The 19,909-nt window shown below is 37.9% G+C and carries 19 protein-coding genes; 1 reads left to right on the top strand and 18 read right to left on the bottom strand.

Going from position 1 to position 19,909, the window contains the following annotated elements:
* Window positions 1-19: 19 nt before the first annotated feature.
* The 11 genes from glyS to IGL80_RS04670 form a co-directional block, all read right to left on the bottom strand.
* Window positions 20-2,104 carry a glycine--tRNA ligase subunit beta gene (glyS, locus tag IGL80_RS04720; protein ID WP_002359749.1) on the bottom strand — a complete coding sequence of 695 codons (2,085 nt, stop codon included), beginning with the start codon at window positions 2,102-2,104 and terminating at the stop codon, window positions 20-22.
* A 1-nt stretch (window position 2,105) separates the two neighbouring features.
* A complete protein-coding gene (gene glyQ, locus IGL80_RS04715; protein ID WP_010706545.1) occupies window positions 2,106-3,014 on the bottom strand; it encodes a glycine--tRNA ligase subunit alpha in 909 nt (302 codons plus the stop codon).
* Between the two features lie 646 nt (window positions 3,015-3,660).
* Window positions 3,661-4,449 (bottom strand): DNA repair protein RecO, encoded by a 789-nt coding sequence (gene recO, locus IGL80_RS04710; protein ID WP_002359746.1) that lies wholly within the window; start codon window positions 4,447-4,449, stop codon window positions 3,661-3,663.
* 82 nt (window positions 4,450-4,531) lie between these two features.
* A complete protein-coding gene (gene era, locus IGL80_RS04705; RefSeq protein WP_002359745.1) occupies window positions 4,532-5,434 on the bottom strand; it encodes a GTPase Era in 903 nt (300 codons plus the stop codon).
* Between the two features lie 13 nt (window positions 5,435-5,447).
* A complete protein-coding gene (locus IGL80_RS04700) occupies window positions 5,448-5,849 on the bottom strand; it encodes a diacylglycerol kinase family protein (protein ID WP_002382764.1) in 402 nt (133 codons plus the stop codon).
* The gene (gene ybeY, locus IGL80_RS04695) at window positions 5,833-6,312 is read right to left on the bottom strand and encodes an rRNA maturation RNase YbeY (RefSeq protein ID WP_002356745.1); all 480 of its coding nucleotides are present in this window, start codon (window positions 6,310-6,312) and stop codon (window positions 5,833-5,835) included. Before ybeY ends, IGL80_RS04700 begins: the two co-directional genes overlap by 17 nt.
* Window positions 6,312-8,510 carry an HD family phosphohydrolase gene (locus IGL80_RS04690; protein WP_002356744.1) on the bottom strand — a complete coding sequence of 733 codons (2,199 nt, stop codon included), beginning with the start codon at window positions 8,508-8,510 and terminating at the stop codon, window positions 6,312-6,314. The genes ybeY and IGL80_RS04690 overlap by 1 nt, the downstream gene beginning before the upstream one ends.
* A 28-nt stretch (window positions 8,511-8,538) precedes the next feature.
* Window positions 8,539-9,561 carry a PhoH family protein gene (locus IGL80_RS04685; RefSeq protein ID WP_002356743.1) on the bottom strand — a complete coding sequence of 341 codons (1,023 nt, stop codon included), beginning with the start codon at window positions 9,559-9,561 and terminating at the stop codon, window positions 8,539-8,541.
* A gap of 134 nt (window positions 9,562-9,695) precedes the next feature.
* A complete protein-coding gene (locus IGL80_RS04680; protein WP_002356741.1) occupies window positions 9,696-10,145 on the bottom strand; it encodes a GatB/YqeY domain-containing protein in 450 nt (149 codons plus the stop codon).
* Between the two features lie 25 nt (window positions 10,146-10,170).
* Window positions 10,171-10,347, bottom strand: coding sequence for a 30S ribosomal protein S21 (gene rpsU / locus IGL80_RS04675; protein ID WP_002356740.1), 177 nt, complete (start codon window positions 10,345-10,347; stop codon window positions 10,171-10,173).
* A gap of 165 nt (window positions 10,348-10,512) precedes the next feature.
* A complete protein-coding gene (locus tag IGL80_RS04670) occupies window positions 10,513-10,953 on the bottom strand; it encodes a Fur family transcriptional regulator (protein ID WP_002387080.1) in 441 nt (146 codons plus the stop codon).
* A gap of 98 nt (window positions 10,954-11,051) precedes the next feature.
* Between IGL80_RS04670 and IGL80_RS04665 the strand changes: the two genes are divergently transcribed.
* Window positions 11,052-11,909 (top strand): pyruvate, water dikinase regulatory protein, encoded by an 858-nt coding sequence (locus IGL80_RS04665; protein ID WP_002389973.1) that lies wholly within the window; start codon window positions 11,052-11,054, stop codon window positions 11,907-11,909.
* Window positions 11,910-11,950: 41 nt separating this feature from the next.
* Here IGL80_RS04665 and thrB read toward each other — a convergent pair whose 3' ends face one another.
* From thrB to IGL80_RS04630, 7 genes are all read right to left on the bottom strand, one after another.
* Window positions 11,951-12,814 (bottom strand): homoserine kinase, encoded by an 864-nt coding sequence (gene thrB / locus IGL80_RS04660; RefSeq protein WP_002359743.1) that lies wholly within the window; start codon window positions 12,812-12,814, stop codon window positions 11,951-11,953.
* Entirely contained in the window at window positions 12,811-13,866 is a 1,056-nt protein-coding gene (thrC, locus tag IGL80_RS04655) for a threonine synthase (protein WP_002356733.1), read from the bottom strand. Before thrC ends, thrB begins: the two co-directional genes overlap by 4 nt.
* A gap of 2 nt (window positions 13,867-13,868) precedes the next feature.
* Window positions 13,869-15,161: a homoserine dehydrogenase gene (locus IGL80_RS04650; protein WP_002359742.1), complete on the bottom strand. Its 1,293-nt coding sequence runs from the start codon at window positions 15,159-15,161 to the stop codon at window positions 13,869-13,871.
* 51 nt (window positions 15,162-15,212) lie between these two features.
* Complete coding sequence (locus tag IGL80_RS04645; RefSeq protein WP_002356730.1) at window positions 15,213-15,521, bottom strand: ArsR/SmtB family transcription factor; 309 nt, start codon at window positions 15,519-15,521, stop codon at window positions 15,213-15,215.
* A gap of 116 nt (window positions 15,522-15,637) precedes the next feature.
* Window positions 15,638-16,420 carry a pyrroline-5-carboxylate reductase gene (gene proC / locus IGL80_RS04640; RefSeq protein ID WP_085366540.1) on the bottom strand — a complete coding sequence of 261 codons (783 nt, stop codon included), beginning with the start codon at window positions 16,418-16,420 and terminating at the stop codon, window positions 15,638-15,640.
* A gap of 106 nt (window positions 16,421-16,526) precedes the next feature.
* Window positions 16,527-18,251 carry a phospho-sugar mutase gene (locus tag IGL80_RS04635; RefSeq protein ID WP_002356727.1) on the bottom strand — a complete coding sequence of 575 codons (1,725 nt, stop codon included), beginning with the start codon at window positions 18,249-18,251 and terminating at the stop codon, window positions 16,527-16,529.
* 120 nt (window positions 18,252-18,371) lie between these two features.
* Entirely contained in the window at window positions 18,372-19,823 is a 1,452-nt protein-coding gene (locus IGL80_RS04630) for a PLP-dependent aminotransferase family protein (protein ID WP_002359739.1), read from the bottom strand.
* Window positions 19,824-19,909 lie beyond the last annotated feature (86 nt).

Here is a 19,909-nt window from a genome sequence, read left to right as displayed (position 1 = left end):
GGTCGAAAAACAGCGCTTTTTATTTCACAATTAATAAATCTAAGCTAGCAATTGATAACGCCATTTTAGCAATTTGCATTAATTGTTTTAATCGGTTTTGTTTGACTTTTTCATCCTCAACCATAACCATCGTTTCATTGAAGTACGCATCAATTAACGGACGTAGATTTACTAGTGCTTCATAGTTTTCTGCAATCGTGCGTGTCGCAAATGCTTCAGATAAATCGTTAACTGCTTGATACAGTTCTTTTTCTGCCTTATTTTCAAACAGACTTGGATCAATCCCTTCTTCAGTATCACCTAAAAGTTCTTGACCTTTTTTCGCTAAATTAATAACACGCGTTAAGGCTTCCATTGATGGTTTAAAATCTTGATCTTCAAAACGGCTTTTTAAAATATTCGCTGAAGCAAATAATTTCGATAAATCGGCTTGCTCAGCAGACACCACTGCATCGATAATGTCATGGCGAACATTTTTCGTCATTAATAATTGACGTAAGCGAGCTTTCACAAATTCAACGACTTCTGCTTGTCCTTCGTTTAGTAAAACGCCATATTTCTCAACATCTTGATTCACTGCTTCATCAACTTCTGTTTGTAATTGAACTAATGGGAAGGTCCAGCCTTTATCTTCAATAATTCGGATAACGCCATAGGTTTGACGACGAAGTGCATAAGGATCGTTAGAACCTGTTGGAATCATACCAACTGAGAAGAATGAAAAGACGCTGTCAAGCTTATCGGCTAAGGCTAAAACAGCCCCGATTGCTGTTTCTGGCAATTCACCTTCACTGGAAGTTGGTAGATAATGTTCTCGAATCGCCGTTGCTACGGCTGGTTTTTCGCCTTGTAATAAGGCATATTTTTCTCCCATAATTCCTTGTAATTCTGGGAATTCACCAACCATATTTGTTACTAAGTCAAATTTATAAATTTCAGAGGCACGTTTTAAATCTTCCAATTCATCCTCAGATAAGCCAACTTTTCGACCAATGATTTGTGCAATTAAAGCAACCCGTTGCATTTTTTCATAAATTGAGCCAATCTTTTCATGGAAAGTCACATTTTTTAGTTTTTCAACACATGCTTCAATCGTTAATTTTTTATCTTCATTGTAAAAGAATTCTGCATCTTCTAAACGAGCAATTAACACTTTTTCATTTCCTTTAATCACGTTTTCAAGGTGAACATTATCCCCATTGCGAACAGCGATAAAATGCGGCATTAATAAGCCTTGGTCGTTACGAACGTCAAAATAACGTTGGTGTTCTTTCATAGAAGTCACTAATACTTCATCTGGAACAGATAAATATTTTTCATCAAAACTACCTACAAATGCAGTTGGATATTCCACTAAATTCGTAACTTCTTCCAATAATTCTTCATCTAAAGCTAACTGCCAATTTTTTTCTGCAGCGAGAGCGTTCGCTTGATCAACAATCATTTGTTTCCGTTCATTCGGTTGAACCACTACAAATTGTTCTTTTAATTTTGCTTCATATTCATTAGCATGTTGGAACGTCACATCGTCTCCCAAGAAACGGTGGCCACGAGAAGTTTGCCCTGTTGTCACGTCTAACACTTTGAAAGGAATTACTTCATCATCAAGTAGTGCCACAATCCAGTGAATTGGACGAATATATTCGAAATCATAGTTTGCCCAGTGCATTGTTACCGGGAAAGTTAGACTTGTAATCACGTCATTTAATTTTGTTAATACCTCTTTGGCACTTTGGCCTTTGGTAAACTTCGTCACATAGACATATTCGACACCATTTAATTCTTTGAAAACAATGTCCTCAGTTGTAACTCCTTGGCCGCGTACAAAACCTTGTGCAGCTTTTGACCAATTTCCTTCAGCATCTAAAGCAATTTTTTTCGCTGGACCTTTTACTTCTTCTTCAACATCCGCTTGTTTTTCAGGAATCGCAGTTACTTTCACGGCTAAACGACGAGGTGTGGCAAAGGATTGCACTGTTTCATAGTCTAAATGATGTTCATCTAAAAATTTGATTACTTTTTCTTCAAGTTGGATACGGCTTGGTGTGACAACATGTGCGGGCATTTCTTCTAAGCCAATTTCTAATAATAAATCTTTTGCCATGTTATTCTGCCTCCTTGGATACGTGTTGGTCTTTATTTAATAATGGGAACCCTAATTTTTCACGTTCAGCCACAAAAATTTTCGCTACGGAACGAGCCATATTCCGAATGCGGGCTAAATATCCTGCACGTTCCGTTACAGAGACAGCGCCGCGAGCATCTAATAAATTGAATGTATGGCTACATTTTAAAATATAATCATAGGCTGGATGAACTAAACTTTCTTCAATACAGCGTTTAGCTTCTTTTTCAAATTTGTCAAAGTTTTCTAAAAGCATTTCTTGGTTACTAATTTCAAAGGAATATTTTGAATGTTCATATTCAGGTTGAACAAAAATTTCACCATATTTAACGCCTTGTGTCCATTCTAAATCATAGACACTTTCGACTTCTTGGATATATGATGCCAAGCGTTCTAACCCGTAAGTAATTTCAGAAGTGACAGGATGACATTGTAAGCCCCCGACTTGTTGGAAATACGTAAATTGGGTAATTTCCATGCCATCTAACCAAACTTCCCAACCTAAACCAGCACAACCCATTGAGGGATTTTCCCAGTTATCTTCTACAAAACGAATGTCATGTTCTAATGGATCAATTCCTAATAATTTCAAACTTTCTAGATAAAGTTCTTGGATATTTTCAGGAGAAGGCTTCATTACAACTTGGAATTGATGATGTTGGTATAGACGGTTCGGATTTTCACCATAGCGTCCATCAGCTGGACGACGAGAAGGCTCTACGTAGGCAGCATTCCATGGTTCAGGTCCAATGGCACGTAAAAACGTGTAAGGACTCATGGTACCGGCTCCCTTTTCTGTATCATAGGCTTGCATTAACATACAGCCATTAGATGACCAAAATTTTTGCAAGGTTAAAATCATTTCTTGTACGGTTAACTTGTTTTTCATTGTTTTCCTCCTTGGAATATTTTTTATAGACATAGGGATTGGCTTTGCTTCTGGAATGTAAATTTAAAAAGGGCTACAGAGAAACAATTTTGTAGAATGGGATAATTTTTATGCTGTTCATCATCTACTCTGTCGCCTTTGCGCCAATTGAGCTTTTTTGAATAAACGTTACTATTTTTTCTTTTGGTGTTAACTGTTTGCTTTTTTTATTCGGTTACAACGTTCCCTTTGGTCACCTTGTGCTGTTCATCATCTACTCCATGTTTTTGGCTAAGCAGTTTGTTTTAACATAGAGGAGACAACGTTCCCTTTGGTCACCTTGTACTGTTCATCATCTACTCTGTCGCATTTGCGCCAATCGTAGTGATTCACAGAAAAAAGTCCCCATGCCTATTAATAGACATAGGGACGAATAATTATCGCGGTTCCACCCTACTTCCGATGTGTTCATCGGCAGCTTCGTTTGTCGTACTCCAAAGTGCCTTTCAAAAGTTCCGTGTTTCTGGCTCCCACTCTCCCAGATTCGCTTAACAGAGGGTTCTTTTTACTTCTCTTTTTCTTCGTACGTATTTAACTTCTCTATCATAATACGGTGTCTGAGGGAAGTTGTCAAATTTTTTTTAGAAAAACGTCTGCTTGTTTATGTTTATTTTTCTTCCTTCTTTCGTGGCGGAATTTTTAACGTATTTTCCCACGTTTTCATTTGATCAATAAATTTTTTACTTTTTAAGTGCAAACCAACATATTCATCGTATAACATATCAATCGTTTCTCGAATACTTTTCTTAGTTTCTTCTTTTACTTGAATGTTTTGGACTTTTTCATAGGAGACTTGCGAAAATAAGCGAATAAAATGAATTGCTCTAGGATCTGCATGGTAGCGCTGTTCATCTAAATGCCAATGTTTTTCACAAAGCACACCGCTATATTTTGAGGAATAATCAAATTTCCCTTGTGTTTCGCCACAAGCCACACAATGATGCCATTCTGGTCGTACACCAAACCGTTCTAACAATTGAATTTCAAAAATATTTGTAATGATTTCCGGATCTTTTTGCTCATTTAAAGCGGATAATGCCATGTGGGTAAATTGAAATAAGTTCGGATCATAGTGCTGATCTTCAATTGCTGCATCGACTAAGTTTAAAATATATGTTCCATATGCGTTAATAAATATGTCTTGTTGAATGTTTCGAAAAGGTTGAACTTCTTTGCTGCTATTGAGAAAAGATAAGCCTTCTTCTCTAAAGTTTCCGATGTAGACGGCTTCTGTAAATGGCAGAATCGCTGGCAAAAGAGGATTATTTTTTCGATGCGCACCTTTCACAAAAAACATCAATTTTCCATAGGATTCTGTAAAAATTTTGACGAGTTTATCCTTCTCTTTAAAATCCTTCGTAAATAAAATAATGCCTTTGGTCTCCCCTAATGCCATTCAATTCACTTCCATTTCTTATGTAAATTAGTGTAGTGTTTGGAAAGTTCGTTTATACACTCGCTTCCCAAACACTACTTTCTTAATATTCTTCTTTGCGATAACCAAAATCTTGTAAATAGATTTTTTTGTCACGCCAGTCTTTTTGGACTTTTACCCACAGCTCCAAATACACTTTGTCATCTAATAAATATTCAATATCTTGACGCGCCTTGGTACCAATTTGTTTCAGCATTTTTCCGCCTTTGCCAATAATGATACCTTTTTGACTGTCCCGTTCCACAATAATGGTTGCTTGGACATGGACTTTATCGTTTTCATCCCGTTTCATTGAGTCCACAACAACAGCGACAGAATGAGGAATCTCATCTCTTGTTAAAAGTAACACCTTTTCACGAATTAGTTCAGAAACGATAAAATATTCTGGATGATCCGTAATTTGGTCATCAGGGAAATATTGTGGTCCTTCTGGCATTTGCTCAACGAGAACATCCATCAAATGCTCAAAATTATTTCCTTCAGTGGCAGAAATGGGAATAATTTCTTTAAAGTCCATTTGTTTCGAATAGTCTTCAATAATACTCAATAAATCATCTGGATGGACTTTGTCAATTTTATTAATAATCAAGTAGACTGGACTATTATTATTTTTCAATCGTTCAATAATAAAGTCGTCACCTTTCCCGCGTTTTTGATCAGCACTTACCATAAATAAAGTAGCATCTACTTCACGCATCGCATTGTAGGCACTTTCCACCATGAAATCGCCTAAGCGGTGTTTAGGTTTGTGAATCCCTGGAGTATCGATAAAAACAATTTGTGCTTCAGGAATTGTATAAATTCCTTGAATCTTATTACGAGTTGTTTGTGCTTTGTCACTCATAATTGCAATTTTTTGGCCGACAATTCGATTTAACAATGTTGATTTTCCAACATTTGGTCTGCCGACAATGGCTACGAAACCAGATTTATGTTCAGTTGTCATTGTATTTCTCCTCTTATTTCCACATTTGAATGATTTGTAAAATTTTTGGTACAAATAGAATTAGTCCTACTAGCACTGCGAAACCGGCTGTTAATAAAACAGCTCCTGCGGCCATGTCTTTAACTTTTTTTCCGATTGGATGAAAGTGAAAATCCGTAAACATATCTACGACATTTTCAAAAATTGTGTTGATAATTTCTGCCAACCAGACAAGAAAAACAGCCAATAACAACCACAGCCATTCAGCAAGTGTTAAGGAAAACAAGAAACCAAACACAATGGCCGTGACACCAAACGCCACATGTTTGCGCATATTACGTTCTTCTCGAAAAACTGTTTTGATTCCTTGCCAGGCAAATTCTAATGAATTAATAAAATGTTTATTCTTTCCTGTTTGCTCATCTTTTAAGGCCATACGCATCTAAAATCTCTTTCTGTAAACCAAACATTTCTTTTTCATCTTCAGGTTCCATATGATCGTACCCATTCAAATGTAAAAAGCCATGTACTGCCAAAAAGCCCATTTCTCGTTCCAATGTGTGCCCATATTCAACTGCTTGTTCTGCTGCTCGCTCTGTTGAAATAATTAAATCACCTAGATTACGTGGTAGCTCTGCCAACTCTTCATCATCAAAAATAATTGGCAATTCGTCTTCCCCTTCATCCTCTAAAGCAAAACTGATGACATCTGTAGGCATATCTTTGCCCCGATAGTCACGATTAATCACTTGGATACCTGCGTTATCTGTAAAAGTCACCGACATCTCCGTATCTTCGGCAATTTCTAGAAAACCCGCTGCAAATTGCAGCAAGTTTTCGATTTCTTTGATTTCTTCTGTTGGTACTTTCTCGGTTTCATCAATGAAAGTAATATCCATTAGTCATCTCTCTTTTCTTGTTCATCTTTCATTTCTTCTGCTTCAGCTTTCATTTTTGGATACTTAATCCGTGAATGGAAGGTACTGCATAATCCATTAATTAATGATTTTTCAATGATGCGAATCTCTTTCATCGTTAACCCGCATTCATCTAATTGGCCATCTGAAATTCTATCTTGAATCACATTATGCACAAAGGCTTGAATTTTTTCGTTGGTGGGATGATCCATCGCCCGCACAGCAGCCTCACAAGTATCAGCAATACTCACAATCCCTGCTTCTCGTGTTTGTGGACGTGGTCCAGGATAACGGAAGTCGGATTCTTTAATTTCAGGATTGCGTTCTTTTGCTTTCACATAGAAAAATTTCATCAATGTTGTGCCATGATGTTGACGACAAATGTCAATCACCATTTGCGGCATATTGTACTCTTCTAAAATTTTGGCGCCATCAATTACGTGGCCAAAAATAATTTGTTTACTATCTTCTGGTAATAAAAAGTTATGTGGATTTTCTGCTCCAGCAGGTAAGTTTTCCACAAAGAAATTGGCGTGTTTAATTTTGCCAATGTCATGGTAATAACAAGCAACTCGTGTTAATAGCGACCGCCCGCCAATCTCAGCAACAGCGTTAGCGCTCAAACTAGCCACCATCATGCTATGATGATAGGTACCTGGCGCTTCTTCTAACAGTTGTTTTAACAACGGATGGTTCGGATTACTTAATTCATTCAAGACAATCATACTATCATCGGTCACTAATAATTCGATATATGGATGCAAGCCCATTGTTGCTAAAAATGAAAGTACCGTTCCTGCACTTGCACAAATTAAAGCTGTCCACGTTTTACCATCTGTTAAACTCATCCCTTGATAAATCATTAAGACAACCGCCATGAAAACAGGAAAGACCACTACCCACATTAAAGCTGGGAAAACTTGCTCACTCATCCGTTTCCGTTTAACAACTGTTGCTAGAAATCCTGAGAATAAGTACATAATCAGAATAACCGTCAACGAGTTTGTGCCAATAGAATTATAAAAGATAAATAACGCAAAAACGACTTGGAAAATGGCAGCGATTATCCCTGAACGACGATTCACAAAATGATTTAGAATCAGCGGTGCAAAGGCTGCTGGATAGAACAAGGGAATATACATCAACTGCTCTGTTTGGAAAATCTGGAAGAATTTCATTAAAATAACACTGATTAGCATAGCACCCGTGTAAAAGATAATAAACGAGCGTTGTCGCGAAGGCTCAGTCACTTGTTTTGTAAAGAAAATTAACACTTCAACTTGAAGTAAAATAGCTAATGCTAATGCCACCATCGGAAAAATAGAGGTATTTTGACTAGTCATTCCTAGTAACTCAAGTTTTTCGACCGCTTTTGCATCAATTTGAGTACCTTCACGAACAATAATTTCGCCTTGATAAATCATTGCGGGTTGAACAGCATTCATCGCTTTTTGGCGTAGCTCTTCTGTTCGTTTTTCATTGGCAATATCGTTTACCACAATCCCTTGGTTAACAATGTAACGAATGACTTGTTGCATTGTACTCGTAATATCTAAGTATTGAATTTTACCGTTAGCTTCTTGGCGAATTTTATCCAAATCAGATTCTCGAACGTGATTTTGCATCGCGTCATCCACCAACATCAAACTTTCTGAACGAACCTTATCCAATTGCTCAGAGGTTAATGTAAAGATTGTTTGATAAAAAACATTAGGAAAACTTTGATAAAACGTAACTTCATCTTGCGGTAAAGATTCAAACAATGATTTTAAGCTAGCCACTCGTTCTTCCACGGTCGGCGCAGGAATCGTTTCTTCCTTTTTGGCCTTCGCTTGCTTGTTGCTGTACTCTTTGTCTACTTTTTCATTCGCAGAATCAATCAATTTAAATAATTTATCAATACGATTATGTTGGACAGATGCCGTATCTTCTTGATAAATATATTCGGGTGTGACAGCTTCTGCTGCCAATTTTTTTCTTTGTTCTGTTTCGTAGGTATTCTCGATATTTTTATTTGCACGAATGGTTTTCTCGGCCAGTTGACCTTCTTTAATTTCTACTCTTTTCTGATGGACACTGCCAAACATAATCATAAATAAAAGAAGAGAAAAAACGGCTAATAAAATAGGCAAATAGGCTTTACCTAAACGATCCCCTAACTTTGTAAGTACTTTTTTCAAAAGGTACTTTCACTCCTTCCCTAACTGCTTAGGAATGCTTTTGTTGTTCTTTTTCATAGGCTTGAATAATTTGTGCTACAACAGGATGACGCACAACGTCACTGGCTTCAAAATTTACAAAGGCAATTTTTTCAATGTCTTTTAACGTACGCTCGGCGTTAACTAAACCACTTGTTACACCACGTGGCAAGTCAATCTGACTAGTATCTCCATTAACAATCATTTTTGAACTAAACCCTAAACGAGTTAAAAACATTTTCATTTGGGCAACCGTGGTATTTTGTGCTTCATCTAGAATGACAAAAGCATCATCCAATGTACGACCACGCATATAAGCAAGCGGGGCAATTTCAATAACGCCGCGTTCCATTAAACGATTTGTATGATCCATACCAAAAATTTGATACAAGGCATCGTAAACTGGACGTAAATAAGGATCGACTTTTTCTTTTAAGTCACCTGGTAAAAAGCCCAAGCTTTCGCCAGCTTCCACCGCTGGACGAGTTAAAATAATTTTTTGTACTTCGCCTTTTTTTAAGGCTGCTACTGCCATCACCACGGCTAAAAAGGTTTTTCCTGTCCCCGCAGGTCCCACCCCGAAAATGACGTCATGAGTTTTAACTGCATCGATATATTTTTTTTGACCAACATTCTTAATTCGGATGGCCCGACCATGATGGTCCTTCATAATTTCTTCTTCATACATGGCAATAAACGCCTCTAAATTTCCAGCTTTGGCCATTTTTAAAGCAGAAACGACATCTGGCGTATGCACTTTGATGCCTCGTTGAATTAATGTTTGTAGCGCTCTTAACACGGAAGCGACTAACTCTACCTCTGATGATTCGCCAATTAACTGAATAACTTCGCCACGACTATTAATCGTTACGTGGGTATTCTCTTCTAAAAATTTGATATGTTTATCATGTGTTCCTAAAAGCATGTGTGCATCATCAGAATCAGTAAGTATTAATTCCAAAGATTTTGACTGATTATCTGTCAAAAAACGTCCATCTCCTTTATTATATAGTCCTTTACAATGATACCACATTCTTATCTGTTTAAAAAGAAGTCGTACCTGATTTGACTTTGAAAGTCAAAAAAGAGAAAACCGTAAAAAGCTACCGGTTTTCTCTTTGCATAAAAAAACTAGGACAGTATCCTGTCCTAGTTTCGATAACGCTCTTAGTTTTCTTGTAATAATTCTTTCACAATTGCGTTAACTTGGTTGCCATCGGCTTTGCCTTTGACTTTCGGCATCATAGCGCCCATCACTTTACCAAAATCTTTTGGTGAAGTGGCGCCAGTTTGCGTCATTACCTCTTGAACTAGTTGACGAATTTCTTCCTCCGTTAGTTGTTGAGGCATATATTTTTCAACAATTGCTATTTCAACTTTTACTTTTTCAACAAGATCGTCGCGTCCCGCCTTTTCAAACTCTGATAAAGAATCTTTTCTCTGTTTCATCTCACGAGACAATACAGTGAGTTCTTCTTCTCCGTTCAATTCACGGCCCGCTTTAATCTGATCATTTTGAATGGCAGTCTTTAACATACGAAGTACGGCTAAAGTTTCTTTGTCTTTAGCTTTCATCGCTGTTTTAATGTCGTCATTCAATGTGGTTAGCAATGACATACCACCAACTCCAATTCATTCAAAACTAGAATTTTTTACGTTTTCTAGCTGCTTCAGATTTTTTCTTACGCTTTACACTTGGTTTTTCGTAGAATTCACGTTTACGTGATTCTTGTAAAGTACCCGCTTTTGAAACGGAACGTTTGAAGCGACGAAGAGCATCATCAAGAGATTCGTTTTTACGAACGACTGTTTTTGACATGTTATTCCCTCCCTCCGAGCTTAAAAAGTAACCGTTTTTCTTATTTGTGGGAAAAACCCACAAATTAAAATACTGTCCTTGTTATATTATAGCTAAAGCATAAATAACCGTCAACCACTCTACTGATAAAATACGAAATTTTTGTTTGATTTTTCGTCTTATTCGCTATTTTTCGCAACAATCGGCACAACGACCAAGGATTTCAAAGCGATGTCCTTCAATTGAACAACCTTTTAACTGTTCTTCAAAAAAATTCATCGGACACATGTGAATTTCTTCCGTTTTGCCACAAACCGTACAAATAAAGTGATGATGATGTTCCACCTCTTGGCAACAACGGAAGCGAAACTTTTGTTCGCCATTTAATTCTGTTTTTTCTAGCAATTCTAAGCGCTCAAAGTCATGCAAGTTACGATAAACCGTATCATAACTGACTCCTTTAAAGGTTTCATTCATAAATTCATACACTTCACGTGCAGAAACATACCGATTTCGCTTAATCAAATAGCTCATCAGTAATTCTCGTTTTTTAGTATATTTTAATCCACTGGCTTTCATGGTTTCTAAGGCTTGTTCAATATTGGTTTTTACTGGTGCCATCGCCATTTCCTCCCTCACCAACCTAAATCAGAATCATTACGAAATAGATTCTGGACTTATGGTATAATAAAATTATTAAAAATGCAAGAAAGGACTTACCCTCTATGACTATTTCTGAAGAAAAAAAATGTGTGACGATTTTTGTCATCTCAGATTCTGCTGGCGAGACCGCTTCAAAATTGGCGGCTGCTTCAATGGCCCAGTACCCCACTGTTGATTTTACTTTGATTAGACGAACATTCGTTAAAGACGAAGATAAACTGGTGCAAGCGTTAGAAGATGCCAAAAAAGCAGAGGCCATGGTACTGCATACTATCATTAATGATCATCTCGTGGCGATTGCTAATCAATTTTTCAATGAGCATCAATTGTTCCATTTTGACATTTTGACACCACCAGTTGCGGAAATCGAACGATTAACAGGTGTCGCACCCATGCGGGAACCAGGTGCCTTACATCATCTGAATGAAAATTATTTTAAACGAATTGAAGCAATGGAATTTGCTGTCAAATATGACGATGGCAAGGACCCACGAGGCTTTTTAGAAGCGGATGTGTTACTTCTTGGCGTTTCCCGAACTTCTAAAACACCGCTAAGTCTCTTTTTAGCCAACAAGAACTTAAAAGTTGCTAATTTGCCACTAATTCCTGAAGCACATTTACCGAAACAATTATTCGAAATGGACCCTAAAAAAATTGTTGGCTTAACCAATGATCCCAATGTTTTAAACGGGATTCGTAAAGAACGAATGCGCGCATATGGATTACCTGAAAATACTTCTTATTCAGATATTGAAAAAATTCGGCGAGAACTGGCTTTTGCTAATGATCTTTATCAAAAATTAGGTTGTATCGTTATTGATGTCGCTTCTCTTTCAATTGAAGAAACTGCCTCAATGATTCTTAATGCTTTGAACTTAGAAGATCATAGTTATTATTCCACGGAAACAGCCGAGGATTAAAAAAAACGAGAAAAAATCACTAGTGATTTTTTCTCGTTTTTTTAAAAGACTTGAACGCCTTCTTGATCAATATTGAAAATTTGGATGCTCGCTTTGGTAGATAATTTCTCCAAACTTTGAACAATTTCGTTGGTTCGTTCTTCTGGCGACAAGATTAGCACAGTTGGACCAGCACCGCTTAAGAAAGAGCCATAAGCACCTTTTTGCTGAGTTAAACGACGAATTTCTTTTAAGTGAGGAACCAATGAACGACGATACGTTTCATGCCATTTATCTTGTTCCATCATTTTGCCTGCTAAAGGTAAATCCCCGTTTAAAATTGCGGCAATCATAACATTGGCAATTGAGCTGGCCGCGACCGCTTCTTTATAAGTCAATTTTTCGGGCAAAACAGCGCGACTTTTTTCGGTAAATAATGGTTCCTCTGGAATAAATGCAATGACATCACACATTGGAAAGTGATGTTTGACATGGTAGACTTGGTTTTCTACATGGCTAGCCACCACGAAATCTCCTAAAATAGCTGGGGCAACATTATCAGGATGTCCTTCCATCTCTGTGGCCAAACGAACTTTTTCTTTAGGGGACAAATTTAAATGTGCTAGTCGGTTAGCTAATTCAATGCCTGCTACAATCACACTTGAGCTACTGCCTAGTCCTCTTGCAAGGGGAATGTCAGAAACCATCCGAATAACTTTTGGTGTTAATTCTGGTGCAATTTTCAATGCCGTTTGAATTAATAAATTCTCTTCATTAGTAGGAATCTCTTCTCCCAAAGTATGTTGAATTTCCCAAAATTCACTTTCACCTAAAACGTTGATTGTTAAATAAGCGGATAATGCAATGCCACATGAATCAAAGCCAGGTCCTAAGTTGGCACTAGTGGCAGGTACTCTTATTTTCATAGTGTTGCGACTCCTTTTCGTAAGTGCAGACGCATTTCTTCCACGTCACTCATTTTTGAAATAGCTACTTCTGTCTCCATTGCTGTATCAGGATCTTTCAGTCCGTTACCAGTAAAGACTGCCACGACGGTTTCACCTGCTTTGATTTTACCGCTTTTAACATGTTGAATAACTCCAGCTAATGAAGCAGCCGAACCAGGTTCAATGAAAACCCCATCTTGAGCAGCAATTTTTCGGTAAGCCGTTAAAATTTCTTGATCTGTCACGGCATCAATGAAACCACCGGATTCATCCCGTGCCTGTTCTGCTAGTTGCCAACTAGCAGGATTTCCAATCCGGATCGCTGTTGCCACGGTTTCAGGTTGCTCAATCACTTGGCCTTTCACGATCGCTGCGGCACCTTCTGCTTCAAAACCATGCATTCTTGGTAAAGTTGTTCCTTGTTTTTCATGCCATTCTTTAAAGCCTTTCCAGTAAGCGGAAATATTGCCGGCATTTCCAACTGGAATCGCTAAGACATCGGGCGCTTGACCTAATTGTTCACAAACTTCAAAAGCTGCTGTCTTTTGCCCTTCTAAGCGATAAGGATTCACTGAATTAACTAGCGCAACTGCCTCAGTTTTCGCAATCTCTCGCACCGCTTTTAATGCTTCATCAAAGTTACCTGGAATCGAAATAATGTCTGCCCCATACATAATAGCTTGCGCCAATTTTCCCAGTGCGATTTTCCCTTCTGGAATCACTACATACGCTTTAATGCCTGCTCTTGTGGCATACGCAGCAGCGGCGGCACTAGTATTTCCTGTAGAAGCACAAACAATCGCTTTGGCACCTTCTTCTACCGCTTTTGCTACAGCCATCACCATCCCGCGATCTTTGAATGAGCCGGTGGGATTTAAGCCTTCGTATTTTCCATATAATTGAATACCTAATTCTTTGGATAAATTAGGTAAAGGAATCAGTGGCGTATTTCCTTCGGCTAAAGAAATCATTGGTGTTTTTTCTGTTACGGGCAAATACGCTTGATACTGTTTTAACAAACCTTCATACATGTTTACTCATCTCCTATAACCTTCATTACATTCAATAACTGAAAGGCTTCCGTATTTTGAATAGCTATCACAACTTGTTGCATTTGTGCTTTTGATATCTGGTGTGTAATGGCAACAATTCTTGCTCGCTGTCCATCTGATTTCTGTTGAACTAATTGATCAAAGCTGACTTCTGCTTTAGTCATTAATTGCGTCAACTGCAAAAATTGTCCTGGTGTATCTGGAACATCTAATGAAAAATAGTACTGCCCAAATACATTTTCGGAACTCGTCAATTGTGTTTTATGTTGATACGAATTGAACATATGGCCAGTCGTTGCCAAGCGAATGTTTTTAGCAATCGTAATTAAATCACTGACCACACTGGTTGCTGTCGGTTTAGCTCCAGCTCCTGGACCGTAATACATTGATTCCCCCACGCCTGCACTTTTAATAAATACTGCATTGTACTCATTCCGAACAGATGCAATAGGGTGCTTTTGATTGACTAGCATAGGCGCCACTTCCACCGAGATACTATTCTCATTTTGTTCAGCAGAGCCAATCAATTTGATTTCATACCCCAGTTGTTTAGCCATAGCGACATCATCTAAAGACAATCCGCGAATTCCACGAATATCAACTTGTGGTAATGAAACATTCATCCCAAAAGCAAATTGACTTAAAATAACCATTTTATAGGCTGCGTCAATTCCATCGACATCATTTGTCGGATCCGCTTCAGCAAATCCCAACGCTTGCGCTTCTGCTAAAGCTTCTTCATAACTTTTATCAGCAGAAACCATTTGCGTAAGCATATAATTCGTCGTACCGTTCACAATCCCTAAAACTTGTTGAATATTGTCTGCCGCTAAGCTATTAGCAATTGTTCTTAAAATTGGAATCCCGCCAGCAACACTTGCTTCATAATATAAATCACAATGATGTTTTTGGGCTAACGCTACTAATTCACTCCCATGTTGCGCCAGTAAATCTTTATTGGCAGTCACAATATGTTTGCCCTTTTCTAAAGCTTTCATGATATACGTTTTGGCTGGTTCAATGGTTCCCATTAATTCCACAACGATTTGAATCTCTTTATCTTCTAAAATATCATCAATTGAAGTTGTTAAAGACAGACCGTATTCTTCCGCTTGCGCTTGTTTCGTTTCAAGATTTCGGACAAATGCTTTTTCAATGACTACATTCATTCCTGTCACTTGTGAAATTTTCTCTTGATGTTCTTTCAAGAGAGTTAAAACGCCAGTGCCTACAGTTCCTAATCCTAGTAACCCGATCTTTAAGGTATCCTTCATTTTTACCTCCATCAACAGCGCTATTCTAGTTACGCTATTTTTTCCTACTTTTTATCGATGTTCAATATGCTCAAAGGTCTGATTTAAAATATCTATTACATGATGGTCATCTAATGTATAAAAAATCGTTTTTCCTTCACGACGTGCCTTGACAACTCGGCTATCTCTTAATAATTTTAGTTGATGCGAAACGGCGGACTGTTCCATTCCCAATTGTTCACTAATCGCCGTTACGTTATGCTCGCCTTCTTTTAAAAGTAGCAAAATTCTTAAACGTGTTGGATCACTTAATACTTTATATAATTGACTTACTTGTTTGATTTCTTCCATTTGTTTCATTATAGTCGCCTCACTTTGCACTCATTATAACACAGAGTTTTTTAAAATAAGAACTGCGATTGTTCTTTCCTACGAAAAATATGGCACAAAGAAAGTTGGAAAAATGACAAACTTGTCGATTTTCCAACTTTCTTCATCTATTCGTGGTTGGCTTGCTGAACTGCATCCATCACGGCATAACGGAAGCCATTTTTTTCTAAAGCTACGACACCGCGAATCGTACTTCCTCCTGGAGAAGTCACTTCATCTTTCAATGCTCCTGGGTGTTTTTTCGTTTCTAAGGCTAAGGTCGCCGTTCCTTTTATCATTTGAGCGACAATTTCATAAGATAAGTCCCTTGGTAACCCTTCTAAGACTGCTGCATCTCCCAATGCTTCCATAAAGATATCAACAAAAGCTGGACTGCAACCAGCCACAGTACCAAAAGTTTCCAGTTGCGCTTCACGAATTTCTTTGACTAACCCTAAAGTAGCAAGAAGTTCCATTACCAGGTCCTTCGTTCGGCCTTCAATTGTTGGTGCCAAGGCTACGCCAATCACACCCTGATTCACGCTAACTGGTGTATTAGGAATGGCATGAACAACTTTGGCTTCTTTATTGCCAAGAGCCATTTGTGCTTCTTGTATGGTATGACCTGTTGCAACAGAAATCAATAAACTTTCGTTGGGAAAATGAGGGGCTAATTCCTGAAGAACAGGTAACACGACCTTTGCTCCTGTCGCAATAAAAATAACCTTACATTCTTGGAAAAGTGCATAATCTGTGACAAGTTGAAAGCCCCACTCTTTTTGAAGTGCTTCTGCTGTTCCACTTGAGCCGCCTTTCACATATAAATGTTCCTTCTTGACTGCCTCAGCTTTCAGTAACCCTTTAATCATGGCACCGCCCATACTGCCAGCACCGATAAAGCCAATTTTCATAGCATTCCCTCCTTAGTTAAATAAAGTGTTTGTGTCAAAAGTCAATTAGCTTTTGACACAAACACTAACATTCGTACTTTTTTTCGTACAGCCTGTTTCGTTTATTTTATTTTGTTAATTCATTAACGACTGCTTCAAACGCAGCAATTTTTTCAGAAGCTTCTGAACTACTTGTTGCTTTTGTTGCTAGATAGAATTTAATTTTTGGTTCTGTTCCTGATGGTCGGATAGCAATCCAACTGCCATCTTCTAAATGATATTTCAACACATCAGAAGGAGGCGTTTGTAATTGTTCTGTTTGACCATCTGCAAAAGTGCGTGTTAATTCTTTAAAATCTTCCGTTTGAGCAACTTGAATCCCGGCAAACTCAGTTGGCGCTTGTTCACGACATTTTGCCATTAAAGCTTTGATTTTACCGCTGCCTTCAATTCCGCTCATTGTTACGGAAATAGTTTTTTCTTCAAAGTAACCAAATTCTTCAAAGATATCTTGTAAACCATCGTATAATGTTTTTCCTTGTTTTTTATAGAAAGCCGCTACTTCTGCTAATAAAACTAACGCTTGAATTGCATCTTTATCACGAACAAAAGGTTTCACTAAGTAACCATAACTTTCTTCAAAACCAAACATAAACGTTTGACTGTGGTCTTCTTCGTATTGTTGAATTTTTTCAGCAATAAATTTGAAACCTGTTAAAACATTAAACATCTTCGTATTATATTTCTCAGCAATCGCTGTAGCAAGTTCACTAGAAACGATTGATTTTAGAACCGCAGCATTTTGAGGCAACGTGCCTGCTTGTTGATGGGCTTCTAAAATATAATGAATCATAATTGAACCTAATTGATTTCCTGTTAATACTTGGTAGTCTCCGTTTGGCATCCGCACAGCAGCACCTAAACGATCAGCATCTGGATCTGTTGCAATCAATAAATCAGCGCCTTCTTTTTCCCCTAAACGAATCGCGTATTCGAAAGCTGAATGTTCTTCAGGGTTTGGTGACTTAACTGTAGTAAAGTCAGGATCAGCAACGGCTTGCTCAGGTACTAAAACAAATTTTTCAAAACCGGCTTGTTTTAATGCCTTTTCTCCTAACATTTTCCCAGTTCCATGTAAGGGAGTGTAAACTAATTTTAATTCTTTACCCATTTCGTTAATTAATTCTTGATTAATCGTAACTGTTTTAATTTCTTTCAAATACGCGTTATCGACTTCTTCACCAACAATGTTAATTAAACCGCTGTGGGCAACTTCTTCATCTGATAAGACATCAATTTTCAAAGGATTTTCGATACTACGAACATATTTAGTTAATGCATCTGCATCAGCTGGCGGCATTTGACCACCGTCTTCACCATAGACTTTGTAGCCATTATAGGCAGCTGGATTGTGAGAAGCCGTAATCATGATTCCCGCAAAAGCTTTAAAGTAGCGGACCGCAAAAGATAATTCTGGTGTTGGTCGTAAGCTTTCAAACACAAAAGAAGGAATATCATGTTTAGCTAATGTTTTAGCTGCTTCCATTGCAAATTCTGGAGACATATGACGTGAATCATAGGCAATAGCTACACCGCGACGTTTTGTTTCAGGATCTTGCGTATCCATAAAACGTGCAAGTCCCTCTGTTGCTTGACGAACCGTAAAGATATTCATCCGATTAATACCGGCGCCTAAAATCCCACGCATCCCGGCAGTCCCAAATTCTAATGGTGCGTAAAATGCATCTTCACATTTTTCAGGGTCTGTATTTAAGTCCTTTAATTCATTTTTTAAATTTTCTGGAATATTTTCTTCATTTAACCATTGTTGGTAAACTTGTTCCCAAGACATGGAAAACACCTCATTTGTTTTTTTGTTTTTACTTTTTAAGTATAGCATTGGATATTCGTTTAGAAAAGGGAAGTTGTAGCGTTTTCTCTCAGCAAATGATTTTTATAAGAAAAATCTTACTTACTGTTCTATTTTTGTTTGTCTATTTTCAGAAAGCTGTCGTGTAATCCGTACCATTCGCTCACAAAAAAGAGGCATTTCTTCTGGTGAAATTCGGGAACAGTTCAAGCGAATACTTCCACGTTTTTCACTAAAAGCTACACTTGGTGCTACCAAAACACCTTCTCGTAAAAACACTTGCCAATCTTCTGGCTTAAGTGTCCCTTGACGCCAATGTGCCCATAAATAAAAGCCGCCTTTTACTGGCGAAACTTCCCATTCTGGCAACGATTTAAATACTTGATATACAGCTGTTGCTCGTTGTTCCACTTGTTTATTTAATAACGTAATTTTTTCAGAAAAAGAAGGATCTTCAATCGCCATTTTAGCGAGCATCTGCGGAAAAATACTCAACGAAACATCCATCATTTTTCTGGCTTCTGCAATTTGTTTCGTCACGGAGGCGGGCGCACTTAACCAACCAATTTTCGTGGTCGAACCTAAAATTTTTGACAACGAACCGATATACAGGACATTGTCTGGATCTAATTTTTTTAAAGGAGGAATTTCTGTTTTCGGGATAAAACTTAGCTGCCCAAAAACATCATCTTCTAAAATAGGAACTTGATACGTTTGACAAACTTTCACGAGCTGTTCTCTTTTTCTTAAAGGCATCACTGTCCCAGTCGGATTTTGAAAGGAAGGATTAACCATAATCATTTTGATGCGATGTTGTCGGATTGTTTGTTCTAGCGCTTCAAGATCAATCCCTTCCTCTGTCATGGGCACACCAAATAAGCGCACACCAGCAGCTTGGAAAATTGGTAAGGCATAGAAGAAAGATGGATCTTCTACGGCAACACTATCTCCTTGTCTCAATAAAACTTGCAAAACTAAAAAAAGTGCTTGTTGCGCACCTGAAGTAAGCAATAAACTTTCACTTGGTAAATGAAGCTGATATTCCGTTGCTGTAATGGCTTGGATTTCTTTTCTTAACGGCAAATAACCTAATTCATCTTGTGCTTCCTCTTTTAAAAATTGTTTCCAATTTAATGCTGGAAAATCGAAACTGGGAATTAAATCTAACGGCAACTCGCCTGTATACATATCTAAGTCAGTCGGCAAATTTTGTTTAGCTCGTAACTCAATCTCTGCCACCAAGGGATGAACTTGTTTGAACACATTTTGTTCTAAATAACGATGCCAATCCGTTCGTGGCGTCATCATTACCCCCCATTTTCCTTCGTTGACAATCGTTCCGCTCCCTCTTTTTCGCACAATCCAGCCTAAGTCCACCAGTTCGTCTAATGCATGAACAACGGTTGAACGATTGACAGACAAGTATTCTGCCAGTTTACGTTCCGAAGGGATTTTTTCACCTGGTAATAATTCGCCTGTTTGAATCTTTTGAACAATCATTTCCATAATACTGCGATAAATGGGAACACTTTGTTCTTTTTTAAGTTGCCACATAGCCATCACCTCAACAATTGGATGAGTTAAAAGTAATCCAGTTTAATGCTTTTGTCAATCGAAAATACAAGAAAAGTGAGACAGCC

The sequence above is a fragment of the Enterococcus sp. DIV2467a genome (assembly GCF_050532945.1).
In the GTDB taxonomy this organism is placed as follows: Bacteria; Bacillota; Bacilli; order Lactobacillales; family Enterococcaceae; genus Enterococcus; species Enterococcus faecalis.
Note: the sequence above shows the minus strand (reverse complement) of the source record. Positions and strands in the feature narration are given on the sequence as shown.

Coding starts and splice junctions, on each gene's coding strand:
- IGL80_RS04685 (WP_002356743.1), bottom strand. CDS start 9,561: ATGTGGTATCATTGTAAAGGACTATATAATAAAGGAGATGGACGTTTT.
- IGL80_RS04630 (WP_002359739.1), bottom strand. CDS start 19,823: ATGTGGCAACTTAAAAAAGAACAAAGTGTTCCCATTTATCGCAGTATT.
- ybeY (WP_002356745.1), bottom strand. CDS start 6,312: ATGGATATTACTTTCATTGATGAAACCGAGAAAGTACCAACAGAAGAA.
- thrB (WP_002359743.1), bottom strand. CDS start 12,814: ATGAAAATAAGAGTACCTGCCACTAGTGCCAACTTAGGACCTGGCTTT.
- IGL80_RS04670 (WP_002387080.1), bottom strand. CDS start 10,953: ATGGCGATGGCACCAGTAAAAACCAATATTGAACAAGCCTTAGAAACC.
- IGL80_RS04650 (WP_002359742.1), bottom strand. CDS start 15,161: ATGAAGGATACCTTAAAGATCGGGTTACTAGGATTAGGAACTGTAGGC.
- recO (WP_002359746.1), bottom strand. CDS start 4,449: ATGGCATTAGGGGAGACCAAAGGCATTATTTTATTTACGAAGGATTTT.
- era (WP_002359745.1), bottom strand. CDS start 5,434: ATGACAACTGAACATAAATCTGGTTTCGTAGCCATTGTCGGCAGACCA.
- IGL80_RS04635 (WP_002356727.1), bottom strand. CDS start 18,251: ATGTCTTGGGAACAAGTTTACCAACAATGGTTAAATGAAGAAAATATT.
- glyQ (WP_010706545.1), bottom strand. CDS start 3,014: ATGAAAAACAAGTTAACCGTACAAGAAATGATTTTAACCTTGCAAAAA.
- IGL80_RS04665 (WP_002389973.1), top strand. CDS start 11,052: ATGACTATTTCTGAAGAAAAAAAATGTGTGACGATTTTTGTCATCTCA.
- IGL80_RS04680 (WP_002356741.1), bottom strand. CDS start 10,145: ATGTCATTGCTAACCACATTGAATGACGACATTAAAACAGCGATGAAA.
- proC (WP_085366540.1), bottom strand. CDS start 16,420: ATGAAAATTGGCTTTATCGGTGCTGGCAGTATGGGCGGTGCCATGATT.
- thrC (WP_002356733.1), bottom strand. CDS start 13,866: ATGTATGAAGGTTTGTTAAAACAGTATCAAGCGTATTTGCCCGTAACA.
- IGL80_RS04700 (WP_002382764.1), bottom strand. CDS start 5,849: ATGGCCTTAAAAGATGAGCAAACAGGAAAGAATAAACATTTTATTAAT.
- rpsU (WP_002356740.1), bottom strand. CDS start 10,347: ATGTCAAAAACAGTCGTTCGTAAAAACGAATCTCTTGATGATGCTCTT.
- glyS (WP_002359749.1), bottom strand. CDS start 2,104: ATGGCAAAAGATTTATTATTAGAAATTGGCTTAGAAGAAATGCCCGCA.